We start from the raw sequence: 17,364 nt of genomic DNA on the forward strand, positions 1-17,364 counted from the left end.
CCTGGGTGCAAGGGCGTCGCTATAATAGCCGGCTTTATCGCCCGTCCCGAGATCCACGATGCGCCGCCTGCTGTCCTGCCTGTTGCTCTGCCTGCTGCCCCTGATCGCTCAATCCAGTGAAGCACCGCGACCGAAAATCGGCCTGGTGCTTTCGGGGGGCGCGGCCCGCGGCCTGGCCCATGTCGGCGTACTCAAGGCCCTGGAAGAGCAAGGCATCCGCATCGACGCGATCGCCGGCACCAGCATGGGCGCAGTGATCGGTGGCCTCTACGCTTCGGGCTACAAGATCGACGAGCTGGAGAAACTGGCCCTGAACATTGACTGGAAACAGGCCCTGTCCGATGCCCCGCCCCGGGAAGACGTGCCCTTTCGGCGCAAGCAGGACGATCGGGACTTTCTGGTCAAGCAGAAGCTCAGCTTCCGTGACGACGGCAGCCTCGGCCTGCCCCTGGGGGTGATCCAGGGCCAGAACCTGGCGTTGTTGCTGGAAAGCAAACTGGCCCACGCCAGTGACACCCGGGACTTCGACAAGCTGCCGATCCCCTTCAGGGCCGTGGCCACTGACATCGCCAGCGGCGAAAAGGTGGTGTTCCGCAAAGGCCACCTGCCCCAGGTAATCCGCGCCAGCATGTCGATTCCGGCGGTATTCGCCCCGGTGGAACTGGACGGGCGGCTTTTGGTGGACGGCGGCATGACCGACAACATTCCCCTGGATGTGGCCCGGGACATGGGGGTCGACATTGCCATTGTGGTGGACATCGGCACGCCGCTGCGCTCGCGCAAGCAACTCAATACCGTGGTGGATGTGCTCAACCAGTCCATCACCCTGATGACCCGACGCAACTCCGAAGAACAACTGGCGACCCTGCACAAGGACGACGTGCTGATCCAACCTTTGCTGTCGAGCTTCGGCGTCACCGACTTCGGCCGCGCCCAGGAAGTGATCGACGCCGGCTATCGCGCCACCCGCATCCTCGACGCACGCCTGGCTCGCCTGCGCCCCGCCGAGCCGCAGGACGCGCAGTTGACGGCCGCGCGCCAGCCCAGCCAGCGCACGCCCATCATCAGCGCGATCAAAGTGGAGAACGACTCCAAGGTCAGCGATGAGGTCATTCGCTACTACATCCGCCAGCGGATCGGCGAGCCCCTGGACCTGGGCCGCCTGGAGACCGACATGGGCACCTTGTACGGCCTGGATTTCTTCGAGCAGGTGCAGTATCGCGTGACCCACAAGGGCCCGGACAACACCCTGGTGATCAGTGCCCGCGGCAAGCGCAGCGGCACCGACTACCTGCGCCTGGGCCTGAACCTGTCCGATGACATGCGTGGCGACAGCGCCTTCAATATCGGCGCCAGCTACCGCATGAACGGAATCAACAGCCTCGGTGCGGAGTGGCTGACCCGAGTGCAGGTCGGCGACCAGCAGGAAATCTACAGCGAGTTCTACCAGCCACTGGACGCCGGCTCGCGCTACTTCATTGCGCCCTTCATCGCCGCTGAAGCACAGAACGTCGAAGCGGTACTGGACAACGATCCGATCGCCGAGTATCGCGTGGAACGCTACGGCCTCGGCCTCAACCTGGGACGACAGATCGGCAACAGCGGCGAAGTCCGCTTCGGTATCGGCGAAGCCTGGGGCAAGGCCGATGTACGCATCGGCGATCACGACTTGCCCAGCGAGCACTTCAACGAAGGTTACTACCAGTTGCAGTACTCCTTCGATTCGCTGGACAACGTCTACTTCCCTCACTCCGGTGAGGACATCGGACTGACCCTGCGCCAGTTCGAACCAAGCCTGGGCTCGGACAACCGCTACCGTCAGTGGGAGTTCAAGCTGGACAAGGCCTTGAGCAGCGGCCCCAACACCTTCGTCCTGGGCGGACGCTACGGCCGGACCCTGGACAACGCCGAAGTGGTGACTTCCAGCTTCCTCCTCGGTGGCGCCCGGCAGCTGTCGGGCTTCCGCCAGGACGCGTTGTCCGGACAGAACATCACCCTGGCCAGGGCGGTGTACTTGCGTCGACTGACGCCACGCGCCTACTTGCCGCTGGATTTCCCGCTGTACCTGGGAGCTTCGCTGGAGCGTGGCCGGGCGTGGAACAACGACAACGCCTTTGACAGCGGCTATATCAATGCCGCGAGCATCTTCCTCGGGTTCGATACGCCGCTGGGGCCATTGAATTTCAGCTACGGCTTCAACGACGACAACCAGAAGGCCCTGTCGCTGAACCTCGGCCAGACCTTCTGACAGACGCGCAAGTGCCGCACCGGATGGCGCAACCAGCAATATTCAGGGATAGGCGAAAACAGGACGAACCGGGGTCAGGCAACCCCGGCGGAAGGCGTCAGGATTTTTCCAGATTGGCCAGGATGCGCCCATGAACGCGCATGCAGACCCGCAGGTCTTCATCGTCGACGCCAATGAACAATTCATGGCGCAAGGCGGTAGCAATGGTTTCGATCTGTTCGATCAGGGGCCGGGCGGAAGGACAGAGCACGATCTTCTTCGCCCGACGATCTTCCATTACCGCCTGGCGTTGGACCAGGCCCTGGGTTTCCAGGCTGTCCAGCAGACGGGCCAGGGTTGGACCTTCCACGCCAACGCTTTGTGCCAGCTCACGCTGGGTTGGCGCGTCTTCGAAACGGGCCAGGTGCAACAGCACCAGCCAACGGGCCTGGGACAGGCCGAGCCCGGCCAGGCGGCGATCCAGTTCGGCACGCCAGCCGCGAGACATATGCGCCAGCTGCATACCAAAACGGTGTTCATCGGTTAACGGCATAAAACACTCATGATCAGACTGAAAATAAAGAAAACCTAATTATTAGTCAGCTAAGCATGCCCCTTGCCCGGAGGCAAGGCCTGTAAGGGACTGAATCGTTACAACATTGACGCACCCCCTCAAATTTCAAACTCCGACTGCAAGGCCGCACGCACGCAATACAAAACCCCTTCAGGCACGCGTCCGGCAAACAACTCGCTGATCTCGGCCACCGGCGGCAATTCGCCCTCACCGTCGAGGAAAGCATCCTGGATTTCCCCCAGCAGGTCTTCCGGCAGGTCCAGAGCCTGTTCCAGCGACAACTGCTGCTTGCCTATGGCTTCGGCCAGCAAGGTGTAGACATTCTTCTCCGTGCATTGCAGTTGCCCGGCGATCTGCACCGGGGTCATCCCGGCACGGGCCAAGGTGGTCAACTCGTGACGGATATCGGCGACCACCTTCGGCGCCTCGACACCGCCGCCCAGCACTTCGAGGAAGGCCGCGCCATAACGCTCCAGCTTGCGCGCGCCGACGCCGCTGACCTCGGCCATCTCCGCCATGGAGCCGGGCTGGCTGCGCAGCATCTCCAGCAAGGTCGAGTCGGGGAAAATCACATAAGGCGGCACCCCATGCTCTTCCGCCAGCTTGCGGCGCAGGGCTCGCAGCGCTTCCCACTGCTCGCGCTCCTCGCCCCGTACCAGCTGACTGGCCTGACTGGTACTGCTTTTCGGGCTGCTCTGCGGCTTGAGATCGCGGCGCAGCTCCAGGGTCACCTCCCCCTTGAGCAAGGGACGACAGCTGTCGCTCAGGCGCAGGCCGCCGTAGCCTTCCAGGTCAATATCCGCCAGCCCGCGCGCCACCAACTGGCGAAACAGGGAGCGCCACTCGCCTTCGCTGCGAGCCTTGCCGACGCCAAACACCGACAGGTGCTGATGACCGAAACTGCGCACTTTTTCCGTGTCCTTGCCCAGCAGCACATCCACCAGGTGACCGACGCCATACCGCTGGCCGGTGCGATAGATCGCCGACAGTGCCTGGCGTGCCGGCTCGGTGGCGTCCCAGGTCTGCACCCCGTCGACACAGTTGTCGCAATGGCCACAAGGCTGGGGCATGTCCTCATCGAAATAGGCCAGCAATGTCTGGCGCCGGCAGCGGGTTTCCTCGCACAGGGCCAGCATCGCATCGAGCTTGTGCTGCTCGAGACGCTTGTGGCGCTCGTCGCCCTCGGAGTTCTGCAGCATCTGCTTGAGCATCAGCACGTCCTGCAGCCCGTAGGCCATCCAGGCATCCGCCGGTAGGCCGTCACGGCCGGCGCGGCCGGTTTCCTGGTAGTAGGCTTCCAGGGACTTGGGCAGATCCATATGAGCGACAAAACGCACGTTGGGCTTGTCGATGCCCATGCCGAAAGCGATGGTGGCCACCATGATCAGGCCCTCCTCGTTGAGGAAGCGCTTCTGGTGATAGGCCCGCAGCTCGTTGGGCAGGCCGGCGTGATACGGCAGCGCGGTAAAGCCCTGCTCACAGAGGAAGGCCGCCACTTCGTCGACCTTCTTGCGCGACAGGCAATAGACGATACCGGCATCGCTGCGCCGCTCGTTGAGGAACGCCTGCAACTGCTTGCGCGGCTGCTCCTTGGGCACGATGCGGTAGAAGATGTTCGGCCGGTCGAAGCTGGAGAGAAAGCGCTCGGCGTTCTGCAGGTGCAGGCGATTGACGATCTCTTCCCGGGTGCGCTTGTCGGCGGTGGCGGTCAGGGCAATGCGCGGCACGTTGGGGAACATTTCCGCCAGTTGCCCCAACTGCAGGTATTCGGGACGGAAGTCGTGGCCCCACTGGGACACGCAGTGGGCTTCGTCGATGGCGAACAGGGCAATGTCGAGGTTCTGCAGGAACGCCAGCATCCGCGGCTGAACCAGGCGCTCAGGAGCCAGATAGAGCATCTTCACCTCGCCGCGACGAATACGCGCCGCCAGGTCACGCTGCTGCTCGGCACTCAGGGTCGAGTTCAAGGCGGCAGCCGCGACACCGAGTTCCTCAAGGGTGGCCACCTGATCGTCCATCAGCGCGATCAGTGGCGATACCACCACCGCCAATCCTTCGCGAAGCAGGGCCGGGACCTGGAAACACAAGGACTTGCCACCACCGGTGGGCATCAGCACCAAGGCATCGCCGCCACTGGCCACGCGCTCAATGATCGCACCTTGGCGACCACGGAAACTGTCGTAGCCGAAGATGTCCTTGAGGACGCGTTGAGCCTGTTCGAGCATGAAAAACTCCAAAAATCACCGAATTCCCTGGGCGCAGACTGGCCGAAAAACCGGCACGCTTCACCGACAAATGCGTTAGCGGACTTGTCCGCAACTGCGTTCGGGCCTGCAGGGCATCACAAAACGCGGCAGTATACCCGAGCCCCACCTGACAGAGGGCGCGGACAAGGGACCGCTGGTAACCTTTAGAACCGCTCAAATCTGCCCCGTGGCTGGCTTGAGCGCGCAAGAAAGCCTAGAATTCAACATCGTTTATTCCCCAAGGTAGCCCGTCAATGTCCTTCGCTGAGCAACTAACCCGCCTGCAAGTCTTCCTCGACGCAGATGATCTGCACGACGAGGCGCTGGACTACGTGGCCGCTCACGGCTACCTGACCGCGCTGTCGATCTGTTCGGAAAGCGTTCCCGACCGTGAGTGGATCGACGCTCTCTTCGCCGAGGAGCCGCATTACCGCGACGACGCCGAACGCGAAGCCATCGAATCCACTCTGCTGGCCCTCAAGGCGCACATCGCCCGCCAACTGGCCTCCGACGAGGAGTTCGAACTGCCCTGCGAACTCGACCTGGGCGACGACCCGGATGACTCCGACCTGCGCGGCTGGTGCATCGGGTTCATGGAAGGCGTATTCCTGCGTGAAGCGGCCTGGTTCGAAACCGCAGAGGAAGAAGTCAGCGAGATGCTGCTGCCGATCATGGTCGGCTCCGGCCTGTTCGACGAGCAGCCGGAGTTCTCGGACATCGCCACCGATGCCAACCTGATGGACGACATGATCGTGCAGATCCCCGAAGCCCTGACTGCGTTGTACCTGCTGTGCAACGCCCCCGACGAAAAACCCGCGCTGCTCAAGCCTCGTCACCACTGAGTCGGCGCCTATGGCCAAGCCCATAGGCCAACGCCCCCGGGTATTGCGTTACGTTCTGCTGGCCATCGGCTGGCTGAGCGTAGCGCTCGGGGTCATCGGCATCTTCCTTCCGGTACTGCCCACCACCCCTTTCCTGCTGCTGGCGGCGGCCTGTTTCGCCCGCAGTTCGCCACGCTTCTACCAGTGGCTGGTGCAACACCCGCGCCTGGGTCCATGGATATGCAACTACCTGGATGGCAACGGCATACCGCTCAAGGGCAAGGTGTATGCGATCGGCCTGATGTGGCTGAGCATCGGTTTCTCCTGCTACCTGGTGCCGTCAATCTGGGCACGCAGCTTCATGCTGACCAGCGCGGTGCTGGTCAGCATTTACATCCTGCGGCAGAAAACCTTGCGAACCTGAGACGCTAGACGCCCCCTTGAAGTAGCCCGTTTACCGGGGAAAAGCACTGCAGCTTTGTCCCGTTTTCGCCCCTCTTACAGGGAGGAATTGGCGCCATGGTTGCGTTGGTAGGTGTCTTCGCCCATCGCGGCGATCTGCCCTTCGATCAAGGCCTCGAAGGGGCGCAGCAAGGGCTCGAAGGAGGTCGGCGCCTCCAGCACCTGCAACGCCTGGACAATCGCTTCCAGGGTCGACAGCGCACCCGGCCCCGGGGCCTTGCGCAGGCGATAGCGCGAAGGCGTGGCAGCGGCCAGGGTCACTCGCGGCAGGGCCGCCAGCAGCGGATTGAGGTGCAACAGCTTGCGCGCCTTGCGCCAGGTGCCGTCGGGCACCACCAGCAGCAACGGTTCATCCGTCTCGGCGTAGGCCTGCAATGGCTGGGCATCATCCGCCGGGAACAGCAGGCAGGCCCTGTATCCGGGCTGAGCGAGCAGCGCCGGCAAATCCTCGAACACCTCGCCCACCACCAACTCGGCGTTACTCAACCCCAGCGCGGCCAGCCGCGCCGTGTTCAGGGCATGGTTGACCTCGCTGGGGTGCTGCAACAGCAACACCCGGGTGCGACTGGACAACCGCGGGATCAGCGGGCACAGACAGTGGCCCGTAGGGCGCAGGCAACGCTCGCAGCGTGCTCGGGACATGGGAATACCTTATGACTGGTTGAGCTGGGCCTTGAGCAGGTCGCGGAAGGTCTGGATCAGCGGCTCACGGCCCCGGCCACGGCGCATGATCATGGAGAACGGCGCCTGATAACCGAAGGTCGCCGGCAGCAGCACCCGCAGGTCCCCCTTGTCGGCCCAGGCCTGGGCGTAGTGTTCCGGCAGGTAGCCGATGTAGGCACCGGACAGCACCAGGATCAACTGCGCCTCCATGCTCTCCACGGTCGCCGCACTGTGCTTGAAGCCGTGACGGGCCAGCTCGGCCTGGCTCCAGTAGCCGCGGCCCACCATGCGCTGCTGGGTGATGACCTGCTCGGGGATGCGCCGCTCGCTGTACAGCGGATGCCGGTTGCTGCAGTACAGCCAGTGCTGCTCGCGGTACAGCGGCATGTACACCAGGCCGCTCATGCGCGTGGAGAAGGCACCGATGGCCAGGTCCAGGCGGTTGTCCTGCACCCCCAGTTGCAACTCATGAGGACTCAGCACCGACAGGTGCAGATGCACCGCCGGATGCTCCTGACTGTAGGCGCCGATGGCCTCGGCGAACGGCAGGGCCTTGTCGCTGACGGTGGAGTCGATCACTCCCAGGTTCAGGGTGCCGCGCAACTCGCCCTTGAGGGCCGCCGCGTATTGCTCGAAGCCCTCCAGTTCCCCCAGCAAGCGCAGGGTTTCCTGGTGGAACAGCTCACCCTTGCTGGTCAGGCTGAAACCGCCCCGGCCACGGTGACAGAGCACCAGTCCCAGGGAGGCTTCCAGCTGGCTCATGTAGGTGCTGATGGCCGAAGTCGAGAGATTGAGCTCGTGCTGGGCATTGGCGAACCCCTGATGGCGCACCACGCTGACGAAGATGCGCAATAGTTTCAGATCAGGTAAAGCGTTGGCCATGACAGGCTCCGATAACAGGCAAAACGACCACTTCCCTGTAACAAGTGCGCGTGCTCGTGCCGCGCGATGAAGCAGGCCCGATGCCATCCATGCCCACGTTCAATCGCCCCCCCATCACCCGGATAACGCTGCTTGCACCAGCGGACGGGGGCAGGCTGCCACGCTTCGCAGGGCGTTGGCAGCAGCGCGAGAGTCTAGCGCGGCCCTGGTCATTAGTTTAGAAAAATCTGAACTAAGTATTTGTCCGTAGCGATTCTTTCCCCGAACTACATTTCGCAGAATCGGCCCACTCGGTTGATCGGGCGGCACCTGCTGCGCCCTCAACCTCATAAATATAAAACAACGATGAGGCCTATCCCGTGGACAAGATTCTTCACCAACCACTGGGCGGCAACGAAATGCCGCGCTTCGGCGGCATCGCCACCATGATGCGTCTTCCCCATCTGCAAACCGCTGCCGGCCTGGACGCGGCCTTCGTCGGCGTGCCCCTGGACATCGGCACCTCGCTGCGTGCCGGCACCCGGTTCGGCCCGCGGGAAATCCGCGCCGAATCGGTGATGATCCGCCCCTACAACATGGCCACCGGTGCCGCCCCATTCGACTCCCTGTCGGTGGCCGACATCGGCGATGTGGCGATCAACACCTTCAACCTGCTGGACGCGGTACGCATCATCGAAGAGGCCTACGACGGCATCCTCGAACACAACGTGATTCCCCTGACCCTGGGCGGCGACCACACCATCACCCTGCCGATCCTGCGGGCCATCCACAAGAAACACGGCAAGGTCGGGCTGGTGCACATCGATGCCCATGCCGACGTCAACGACCACATGTTCGGCGAGAAGATCGCCCACGGCACCACCTTCCGCCGCGCCGTGGAAGAAGGCCTGCTGGACTGCGACCGGGTGGTGCAGATCGGTCTGCGTGCCCAGGGCTATACCGCCGAAGACTTCAACTGGAGCCGCAAACAGGGTTTCCGTGTGGTCCAGGCCGAAGAGTGCTGGCACAAATCCCTGGAACCTCTGATGGCCGAGGTCCGTGAAAAGGTCGGCAACGGCCCGGTGTACCTGAGCTTCGACATCGACGGCATCGACCCGGCCTGGGCACCGGGCACCGGGACTCCGGAAATCGGCGGCCTGACCACCATCCAGGCCATCGAGATCGTCCGTGGCTGCCAGGGCCTGGACCTGGTGGGCTGCGACCTGGTGGAGGTTTCGCCGCCTTACGACACCACCGGCAACACCTCGCTCCTGGGCGCCAACCTGCTGTACGAAATGCTCTGCGTACTGCCCGGCGTGGCCCACCGCTGAATCCCGGCCCTGGGAGGGCTGGTGCCGCGCTCAAGCACGAGCGCGGCCATGGATCCGTCATGCAAAGGAGCGCAACACCTTAGCCAACGTGATCGGAGCAGATCATGAATAACAATAAAGAAAACAGCCTTAACCACATGAACAACGGGGACGCGCAGATCCCCGCCCCGCGATGCAGCACCCTGTACGACCTCTCTCGAAACAGGCCGCCCTTGGCCTGAACTGCCCAGCAACCGCAATTCTTGCGATAGACCGGTCGCCACCGGTCGAACGGTTGGCCGTGCGCATCCGCAGGTGGCGACAACAATAACAATTTGCTTTTGAGGACCCGAACATGGGCTTGGATATTCTCGTAGTACTGATTTATGCCGCTGGCATGATCACCCTGGGCTGGTACGGCATGCGCCGGGCCAAGACCCGTGACGACTATCTGGTAGCCGGCCGCAACCTCGGGCCGGGCTTCTACTTGGGGACCATGGCGGCCACCGTACTGGGCGGCGCCTCGACCATCGGCACCGTGCGCCTGGGCTACGTCCACGGCATTTCCGGCTTCTGGCTCTGTGGCGCCATCGGCCTAGGCATCGTCGGGCTCAGCCTGTTCCTGGCCAAACCCTTGCTGAAACTGAAGATCTATACCGTCACCCAAGTGCTGGAGCGCCGCTACAACCCCGCGGCACGCCATGCCAGCGGACTGATCATGCTGGTCTACGCCCTGATGATCGGGGCCACCTCGACCATTGCCATAGGCACCGTGATGCAAGTGCTGTTCGGCTTGCCGTTCTGGGTCTCGATCCTGGTGGGCGGTGGTGTGGTGGTGCTCTATTCGACCATCGGCGGCATGTGGTCGCTGACCCTGACCGACATCGTGCAGTTCCTGATCATGACCATCGGCCTGGTGTTCCTGCTGATGCCGCTATCCATCGTCGACGCCGGCGGCTGGGACAGCCTGGTGGCCAAGTTGCCGGCCAGCTATTTCGACTTCACCGCCATCGGCTGGGACACCATCCTCACCTACTTCCTGATCTACTTCTTCGGCATCTTCATCGGCCAGGACATCTGGCAGCGGGTATTCACCGCTCGCAGTGAAGGCGTCGCGAAAATCGCCGGAACCGCGGCCGGCCTCTACTGCGTGCTCTACGGACTGGCCGGCGCCTTGATCGGCATGGCCGCCAAGGTGCTGCTGCCGGACCTGGACAACGTCAACAACGCCTTCGCCAGCATCGTCCAGACCAGCCTGCCCAACGGCATCCGCGGCCTGGTCATAGCCGCCGCACTGGCTGCGCTGATGTCCACCGCCAGCGCCGGCCTGCTGGCCGCTTCCACCACCGTGACCCAGGATCTGCTGCCACGCCTGCGCGGTGGTCGCCAGAGCGGCAACGGCGACGTCCACGAGAACCGTATCGCGACCCTGCTGCTGGGCATCGTGGTGCTGGGCATCGCCCTGGTGGTCAGTGACGTGATCAGCGCCCTGACCCTGGCCTACAACCTGCTGGTGGGCGGCATGCTGATTCCGCTGATCGGGGCCATCTACTGGAAACGCGCCACCACCGCCGGAGCCATTACCAGCATGTCCCTGGGGTTCATCACGGCCCTGTTCTTCATGTTCAAGGATGGCCTGGACGCCAACACCCCGATCTACTACAGCCTGGCCGTGGGCCTGGTGAGCTTCGTGGTGGTGAGCCTGCTCTCTCGGCGCCCGGTGCCGCTGGCCAACGCGATCTGACCTGACGTCGGACGCCTGAAGCTTTTCTTCGACGGGTGCGGCGTCGGTGGCCGCACCCGTTTTTTTTCGCCCACAAAAAAGTGCCCAGGCGCCGGGCGGGCAACGCGGTTGAATGCTGCAGGAGCCAGGCAGAGGAGCAGGACTATAAAGGGTTGCACGAACACCCCGGGATCAGGCCCAGCGTCTCGTGGTGGGAAAAACCAGGCGCGAGACGGAGTCTGCACTCCGCACTCGCGGCAAGCTCAACGGCGACGTTGCTGACGGCGCCGCAGCTCTTCGTCGGTAGGAATCGGCACCGGTTGCAGCGGTGGCTCGATCAGGCCCAAAGCGACGCCAAGGTCGTGAAGCCAGCTTTGCAGTTTGTCTTTCATAGTGCCCCCTCAGGGTCGTGCCGAGCGGCGGTACTGCGCCGCCTCAAGCAGATAATAGTCCTAACTTTTCCTGCGCGCTGCCTCGCAATCGCAATGAACTGTTACTGGATTGAGACGAATCGGCCAAGGCTATTCAGCCATTGGCCCGCAGCACCGGCACCTGATGCCCGAAGGCACCCTGCTGCAGTTCGATCCAGGCATTGAGGTTGGCCCCCAGCATGCCCTTGCGCCACATCAGCCAGGTGGTGGTGTGGGCGAACGGCTCGGCCAGAGCATGCACCGCGACACTTTCCCGCCCCGGCAGGCTGTCGAGCATCGACTGGGCCATCAGCGCCACCCCGGAACCGGCAATCACGCAGGCCAGCATGCCCTGATAGGACTCGATCTCCATGGCCCGGCCCATGGCTGCGTGATAGTGGGCAAACCAGGACTCCAGGCGCATGCGATAGGAACAGCCCTGACGAAAGGTGAACACCGCCCGGCCCTCCACATCCCGGGCAGTGCGCACCGGAGGGTGATCGGCCTCACTGATCAGTACCAGGGTTTCATCGCACAACGGCACGCCATCCAGCCCCGCCAGTTCCAGGGGACCATCCACCAGGGCGGCGTCCAGGCGTCCGGTGAGCAAGCCTTCCAGCAACTCGCCGCTGGGCCCGGACTGCACCTGCAGATTCACCGCCGGGTAGGTGCGGTGGTAGCGCGCCAGCAGCGCCGGCAGATGAATGGCCGCGGTGCTGTACATGGTGCCGAGGACGAAATCCCCGGCCGGCTGACCGCCTTGCACCGCGGCATGAGCTTCGTCGTGCAGGGCGAACAACCGAGCGGCGTAATCGAGCAGGACCTTGCCCGCCGGTGACAGTTGCAAGCGCTGGCGCTCACGCAGAAACAGCTCGACGCCCAGTTGCTCCTCCAGTTGCCGGAGCCGGGTCGAGAGATTCGACGGCACCCGGTGCAGGCGCTCGGCGGCCCGGGTGATGGAACCTTCCTCGGCCACAGCCTGGAAAATACGCAGCTGGCTGAACTCCATGACCTTCTCCAAAACTGAACAGGTTTCTCACTATTATTCATTTTTAATGAAAGTCAATCCGCCCTAGCCTGACGGTCATTGTCCTTGCCGATGGAAGACCACCATGTCCCCCCTGCTGCGCCTGCTTGCCAGTTTCATTGCCCTGATGATGGCCATGGGCATTGGCCGCTTCGCCCTGACGCCACAGTTGCCGCACCTGATCAGCGAAGGCCAGGTCGACCTGACCGCCGCCGGACTGATCGCCGCCGCCAACTACCTGGGCTATTTCATCGGCGCTCTGGACGCCATGTTCGCCCGGCAGCCGGGCCAGATGCGGGCCCGCCTGCTGGGTGGGCTGTGGTTATGTGTGTTGCTGACCCTGGCTTCGTTCTGGGCTCGGGGTTTCTGGCCGCACCTGGCGCTGCGCTTCGGCACCGGCCTGGCCAGTGCCTGGGTGCTGGTGATGATCACGGCCCTGAGCCAGCCCCTGGCCCTGGCGGCAGGCCGGCCCCGCCTGGGAGCCCTGGTGTTCGCCGGCCCGGGGCTGGGGATCATGCTCACCGGCCTGCTGGCCCTGGGCGCCAATCGGCTGGGACAAAGCTCCGCCAACCTGTGGCTGCTGTATGGCGCCGTGGCCTTGCTGATGCTGCTGGTGATCCTGCCGATCCTACCCCGGACCTCCAGCAGCCAGCGGCTCACCCCCCAGCCGACCGCGGAAAATGAGCAAAGCGTGGGCCGCCTGGGGCTGGTCTATGGCCTGTACGGCGTGGGCTACATCATTCCCGCGACCTTTCTCTCGCAGATGGCCAGCGCGCGCTTTCACGGCCAGTGGCAAGCCGATCTGTTCTGGCCCGGCTTCGGCCTGGCCGCCGCCCTGGGAGTCGCCCTGGTCAGCCTGCGCCGACAACGCCCGGACAACACTCGGCACTGGCTGATGGCGACCCTGTGGCTGCAGGCGGCGGGAGTCTTTGCTTGCCTGCTGGGCAGTGGCCTGGGCCTGGTGCTGGGAGTGCTGCTGTGTGGCACGCCGTTCCTGGCCTGCATGCAACTGGTCATGCAGCGCTCACGGGAACTGGCACCACAGTCGGCCCAGCGCAATGCCGGGTTGCTCACCGCCTGCTTCGCCATGGGCCAGTTGAGCGGTCCATTGCTGGCGGCCCTGAGCAGTCATTTCAGCGGCAATCTGCAGCCGGCGCTGGTGGTCGCAGGCTGCGGCTTGCTGCTCGGCGCCAGCCTGCTCTGGCAACCGCGGTCCGCGACACAGCGCTGCCCGCTGGCGTCCTAGACAGCGGCTTACAGCAAACGCTTGATCCGCCGACGCAACCATTGTTCGGCGCTGACAAAAGTGATGCCCAGCAGCACCAGCAGCGCCCCCAGCACAAAGTTGAGACTCAAAGGCTCACCCAGCAACAGCACGCCGAAGGTCACGCCGAACATCGGCGTCATGAAGGAAAACACCGCCAGGTTTGCCGCCAGATAGCGGCGCAACAGCCAGAACCAGGTCAGGTAGCTGAAAAACGACACCACCAGCCCCTGGAACAGCACGCTGGCCACCGCCACCGGGGTCAGACTGACGTGGGTCACCTGACCGCTGAGCACGGCAATCAACAACAGGCCGACAAATCCGACGATCAACTGATAGAACAGGGTCAGGGTGGCAGGCGCCTCCGACAGCCGTGAAGCCCGCACCACCACCGTGGTCGCCCCCCAGGCCAGCCCCGCCAGCAATCCCAGCAGGTCGCCCAGGAGCATGCGCAGGTCCAGGTTGTCGAGGGAGATGCCACCGGCAAAGGCAATGCTGATGCCAATGAATGCGAGAACGATCCCCAGCCATTGCAAGGGCCGCAAACGCTCACTGGGCAGCAGCCAATTGACCCCCAGGGCGGTGAAGATCGGCGCGGTATAAAGAAACACCGACATGTGCGCGGCGCTGGTGAGCTTCAGGCCCTCGGCAATGAACAAAAACTCCAGGCCGAACAGGGCGCCGGCCAATAGACCGGCGCGCCAGGTGCCGGGAATCTGCGACCAGCCGCCCTTCCAGCACATCAACAGGGCCACCAGCAGCGCCGAAATCCCGGAACGGGCGGCCGCCTGCATCACCGGAGCAATGTCCGCCGCCGCCCACTTGATCATGACCTGCTGCACGCCCCAGATCAGGCACAACCCCAGCATCACTTGCAGGGCAAAGCCATCGGCGTTGCGCCGTTCGATGCTCACCACAGTGCCTCACAGTGTTTGAATGACATGACACCTACCCAAGATAAAAAAGTTACACCCCAGCGGGCTGAACAGCGGCGCAAAACCCAGTGGCAAACCCGCTCAGACTTGCGGCCCGCGTCCAGCACCAGGTGCCCAACGGCAGGCACAGAAGACGCCGAAACCACTGGCCAGGGCACTGACCAGCATGCCCCAGGCCATATCCAGCAGCGCCAGGGCGGCCGGCCAGGCCTGCAAGGTCGCCCAGTTGCTCAGATCATAAGTGCCGTAGGACACCAGCCCGAGCAGTGCCCCCAGGCGCGCAGCCCGACGCCAGCCACCCTGTTGCAGGGCGGGGCGTACCGCGAACAGCAGGCAACCAGTCACGTAGAGGAGGTAGAACAGAGCCGCCGGCAAGAGCCGTGGCTGTTCCAGCAGCAGCGAGCCCAGCTGGGCGCGGTAGGTGGGGCCCATCATCAGCCCCAGCCAAAGCGCGTCGAGCAGCAGGAACGCCAGCAGGGTGGCGAGCCAGGCGACCAGAGTGGTTTTCATGAGACTCGCCTGCAGCGTGAAGTGAGTGTCAGCTTAGCTCGATGCGATCTGCGTGGATGACAATCTGGCCCTGCTTATAAAGTGCACCGATGGCCTTCTTGAAGTTGCCCTTGCTGACCCCGAACAAACTGCTGATCAATGCCGGATCGCTCTTGTCGCTGACCGCCAGGGAACCATTGTTCTCCCGCAACTTGGCAAGGATCTTCGAGTTCAGACTGGTGGCCGCCTCTTCACCCACAGGTTGCAGGCTCAGGCTGATCTTGCCGTCGGCGCGGACTTCCTTGATGAAGCCTTTCTCTTGCATGCCAGAGCGCAGGAACTTGAACACCTCGTTCTTGTGAATCAGGCCCCAGTGCTTGTTATTGATGATGGCCTTGAAGCCCATGTCGGTGGACTCGGCCACCAGCAAGTCGACTTCCTGGCCCACCTTGTAGTTGGCGGGCGTCTTGTCCAGATAGCGGTCCAGGCGGGCCGTGGCGGTGATACGACGGGTGTGCTTGTCCAGGTAGACATGCACCACGCAGTATTCGCCGGCATTCATCTGGCGCTTTTCCTCGGAGTACGGCAGCAGCAGATCCTTGGGCAATCCCCAATCCAGAAATACCCCGATGCTGTTAACTTCGACAACTTTAAGACTGGCGAACTCGCCGACTTGAACTTTCGGCTTTTCAGTAGTTGCGATTAACTTGTCGGCACTGTCCAGATAAACAAAAACATTCAACCAGTCTTCATCTTCACTGGGAATATCCTTGGGAATATAACGATTGGGCAGCAAGATCTCGCCGTCCGCACCGCCATCCAGATACAAACCAAAGTTAGTGTGTTTTACCACTTGCAAACTGTTGTAGCGCCCGACTAAAGCCATTTCCAATACCCTCGTTACGTGGGCGGCATTCTACCTGTTTTCCACAGTGGCGTTGATGCTCCTGAGTCGCCCAGGGAAAAAATCCATGAACAGCCTTGATTTTTCTGGCCTTGGCGCCGATCAAGCGGCCACTCGTCAGGCAAAGGCGCACCTGCCCGAGCGGAATCCGCAGCGCCAAGACCGCCTTGCCCGCCAGTAGTCCTTATTTAAAACAGCCACTTAGGTAGATATCAGCGAGATCAACTTAGAAAAAAACACAAAAAGCCGCGCGTTATTCCAGAGGATATTTACCAAGCAATTGTCAAGTATTTCTGATAAGATGCCTGGCCAAATTAATTTTCCCGAAAGGTTAAATGGCCGCCATGCGAGTAAAAGCCTCCAACAGCAAAGCAAAACCAGCTCCCGCCGTTGAAACCAGCGAATCGATCAACGAACAAATCGCAGCCTTCCTCAAGTCCGGCGGCGAAATCCAGCAAATTGCCAAAGGCGTCAGCGGCCAGACTTTCGGCCCGTCCAAGCAGATCAGCCTCGGTAAGAAGTAATTCCCCACGCTCTATCCTGGTCCCTTAGCGCTTTGCCCTCAAAGCGCTAGGACTGGCACCCCGCTCCCCGCCCAACGCCAGCAAAAATCGACGAACGGCCCTCATCCCCAGGCATTCGCCGGTATTCTTGCCGCCTTCCGGATAAATCGTTTCAGCCGACTTTCAGGTTGTCACTCCCCGCCGTTCAAGGAGTGCTGCATGCTCAAATCCGCCACACTGGCCCTCAGCCTGCTACTGGCCTGCCCCATCGCCCTGGGCCAGACAGTCCAGCGAGAACTGGGCGCCTTCGACCTCAAGCTGGGCACCAGCCCCAGCCGCAGCATGGCCCAGGGCCTGGTCAAACCCGCCTCCAGCGACTCCCTGCACGGCGGCCTCGACCTGAGCCACGACAGCGGCTGGTACTTCGGCCAATGGTCCCCCAGCATGGGCCTGAACCCCGCCAGCCCGCTTGAAGTGGACGCCTACCTGGGCTTCAAGCGTCCCTTCGACCAGACCCTGGGCTACGAACTGGGGATCATTCACTACAACTACCCGCAGCGGCGCACCCAGAACAGCCAGGAGTTCTACGGCGGCCTGAGCCTGCTGGGCAGCCGGTTTGGCGCCGCCCTCAGCAACGACCCGGCCATGCGCAACAGCGCCCTGTTCGCCGACCTGGGCGGCAACTCGCCGTTCGGCATAGGCATCAGCGTCAAATACACCGCGTACCAGTTGACCAATGCTGTCGCCGTGGCCAACGGCAGTGAAGTGGCAGGCTTCAATGACTGGTCGATCAAATTCTCGCGGCCCTGGCGGGGGATCGATCTGAAGCTGATCTACAGTGATTCAAGCCTGCGCGGTAGCGACTGCAGTGCCTACACCGGGCACAACCCACAGTGCGACGGCCTGCTCACCTTCAAGGCCGAACGGACGTTTTACTAGGCACAG

At 62.8% G+C, this 17,364-nt stretch carries 17 protein-coding genes; 8 read left to right on the forward strand and 9 right to left on the reverse strand.

From position 1 onward, the window contains the following. Positions 1–58: 58 nt before the first annotated feature. Positions 59–2,248: a patatin-like phospholipase family protein gene (locus ACMGG8_RS26675; protein WP_414158718.1), complete on the forward strand. Its 2,190-nt coding sequence runs from the start codon at positions 59–61 to the stop codon at positions 2,246–2,248. A gap of 97 nt (positions 2,249–2,345) precedes the next feature. Here the strand turns inward: ACMGG8_RS26675 and ACMGG8_RS26680 are convergent, their stop codons facing one another. Continuing rightward, the gene (locus ACMGG8_RS26680) at positions 2,346–2,780 is read right to left on the reverse strand and encodes a MarR family transcriptional regulator (RefSeq protein ID WP_016962630.1); all 435 of its coding nucleotides are present in this window, start codon (positions 2,778–2,780) and stop codon (positions 2,346–2,348) included. A gap of 119 nt (positions 2,781–2,899) precedes the next feature. Beyond that, positions 2,900–5,026: a DNA helicase RecQ gene (gene recQ, locus ACMGG8_RS26685; protein WP_414158719.1), complete on the reverse strand. Its 2,127-nt coding sequence runs from the start codon at positions 5,024–5,026 to the stop codon at positions 2,900–2,902. A gap of 275 nt (positions 5,027–5,301) precedes the next feature. Between recQ and ACMGG8_RS26690 the strand changes: the two genes are divergently transcribed. Next, positions 5,302–5,889 carry a YecA family protein gene (locus ACMGG8_RS26690; RefSeq protein ID WP_016962628.1) on the forward strand — a complete coding sequence of 196 codons (588 nt, stop codon included), beginning with the start codon at positions 5,302–5,304 and terminating at the stop codon, positions 5,887–5,889. A 10-nt stretch (positions 5,890–5,899) separates the two neighbouring features. Beyond that, the gene (locus ACMGG8_RS26695; protein ID WP_060838092.1) at positions 5,900–6,292 is read left to right on the forward strand and encodes a YbaN family protein; all 393 of its coding nucleotides are present in this window, start codon (positions 5,900–5,902) and stop codon (positions 6,290–6,292) included. A gap of 74 nt (positions 6,293–6,366) precedes the next feature. Here the strand turns inward: ACMGG8_RS26695 and ACMGG8_RS26700 are convergent, their stop codons facing one another. Both ACMGG8_RS26700 and ACMGG8_RS26705 read right to left on the reverse strand, forming a co-directional pair. Continuing rightward, entirely contained in the window at positions 6,367–6,972 is a 606-nt protein-coding gene (locus ACMGG8_RS26700) for a tRNA-uridine aminocarboxypropyltransferase (protein ID WP_060838091.1), read from the reverse strand. A 9-nt stretch (positions 6,973–6,981) separates the two neighbouring features. Further along, a complete protein-coding gene (locus tag ACMGG8_RS26705) occupies positions 6,982–7,875 on the reverse strand; it encodes a LysR family transcriptional regulator (RefSeq protein WP_060838090.1) in 894 nt (297 codons plus the stop codon). 359 nt (positions 7,876–8,234) lie between these two features. On the opposite strand from ACMGG8_RS26705, the gene speB reads away from it, so the two are divergent. Then, positions 8,235–9,185, forward strand: a complete 951-nt coding sequence (gene speB, locus ACMGG8_RS26710; protein WP_060838089.1) for an agmatinase — start codon at positions 8,235–8,237, stop codon at positions 9,183–9,185. A gap of 334 nt (positions 9,186–9,519) precedes the next feature. Continuing rightward, the gene (locus ACMGG8_RS26715) at positions 9,520–10,908 is read left to right on the forward strand and encodes a sodium:solute symporter (RefSeq protein WP_414158720.1); all 1,389 of its coding nucleotides are present in this window, start codon (positions 9,520–9,522) and stop codon (positions 10,906–10,908) included. A gap of 242 nt (positions 10,909–11,150) precedes the next feature. Here ACMGG8_RS26715 and ACMGG8_RS26720 read toward each other — a convergent pair whose 3' ends face one another. Next, positions 11,151–11,279 carry a PA1414 family protein gene (locus ACMGG8_RS26720; protein WP_011059908.1) on the reverse strand — a complete coding sequence of 43 codons (129 nt, stop codon included), beginning with the start codon at positions 11,277–11,279 and terminating at the stop codon, positions 11,151–11,153. Between the two features lie 133 nt (positions 11,280–11,412). Then, positions 11,413–12,306 (reverse strand): putrescine utilization regulator PtrR, encoded by an 894-nt coding sequence (gene ptrR, locus ACMGG8_RS26725; RefSeq protein ID WP_060842785.1) that lies wholly within the window; start codon positions 12,304–12,306, stop codon positions 11,413–11,415. Between the two features lie 103 nt (positions 12,307–12,409). Here ptrR and ACMGG8_RS26730 point away from each other — a divergent pair, with 103 nt between their 5' ends. Next, the gene (locus ACMGG8_RS26730) at positions 12,410–13,570 is read left to right on the forward strand and encodes an MFS transporter (protein ID WP_414158721.1); all 1,161 of its coding nucleotides are present in this window, start codon (positions 12,410–12,412) and stop codon (positions 13,568–13,570) included. Between the two features lie 8 nt (positions 13,571–13,578). On the opposite strand, the gene ACMGG8_RS26735 is transcribed toward ACMGG8_RS26730, so the two are convergent. From ACMGG8_RS26735 to ACMGG8_RS26745, 3 genes are all read right to left on the reverse strand, one after another. Beyond that, entirely contained in the window at positions 13,579–14,502 is a 924-nt protein-coding gene (locus ACMGG8_RS26735; protein ID WP_414158722.1) for a DMT family transporter, read from the reverse strand. A gap of 102 nt (positions 14,503–14,604) precedes the next feature. Then, positions 14,605–15,033 carry a DUF2177 family protein gene (locus ACMGG8_RS26740; protein WP_060842782.1) on the reverse strand — a complete coding sequence of 143 codons (429 nt, stop codon included), beginning with the start codon at positions 15,031–15,033 and terminating at the stop codon, positions 14,605–14,607. Positions 15,034–15,061: 28 nt separating this feature from the next. Continuing rightward, the gene (locus ACMGG8_RS26745) at positions 15,062–15,898 is read right to left on the reverse strand and encodes a S1 RNA-binding domain-containing protein (RefSeq protein ID WP_060838083.1); all 837 of its coding nucleotides are present in this window, start codon (positions 15,896–15,898) and stop codon (positions 15,062–15,064) included. Positions 15,899–16,251: 353 nt separating this feature from the next. On the opposite strand from ACMGG8_RS26745, the gene ACMGG8_RS26750 reads away from it, so the two are divergent. Then, on the forward strand, positions 16,252–16,440 hold the full coding sequence (locus ACMGG8_RS26750) for a hypothetical protein (protein ID WP_016962619.1): 189 nt from the start codon (positions 16,252–16,254) through the stop codon (positions 16,438–16,440). Between the two features lie 198 nt (positions 16,441–16,638). Further along, positions 16,639–17,358 (forward strand): TorF family putative porin, encoded by a 720-nt coding sequence (locus ACMGG8_RS26755; RefSeq protein ID WP_414158723.1) that lies wholly within the window; start codon positions 16,639–16,641, stop codon positions 17,356–17,358. Positions 17,359–17,364: the final 6 nt, after the last annotated feature.

It is taken from the genome of Pseudomonas sp. BNK-45, from assembly GCF_047456255.1.
Lineage (GTDB): Bacteria > Pseudomonadota > Gammaproteobacteria > Pseudomonadales > Pseudomonadaceae > Aquipseudomonas.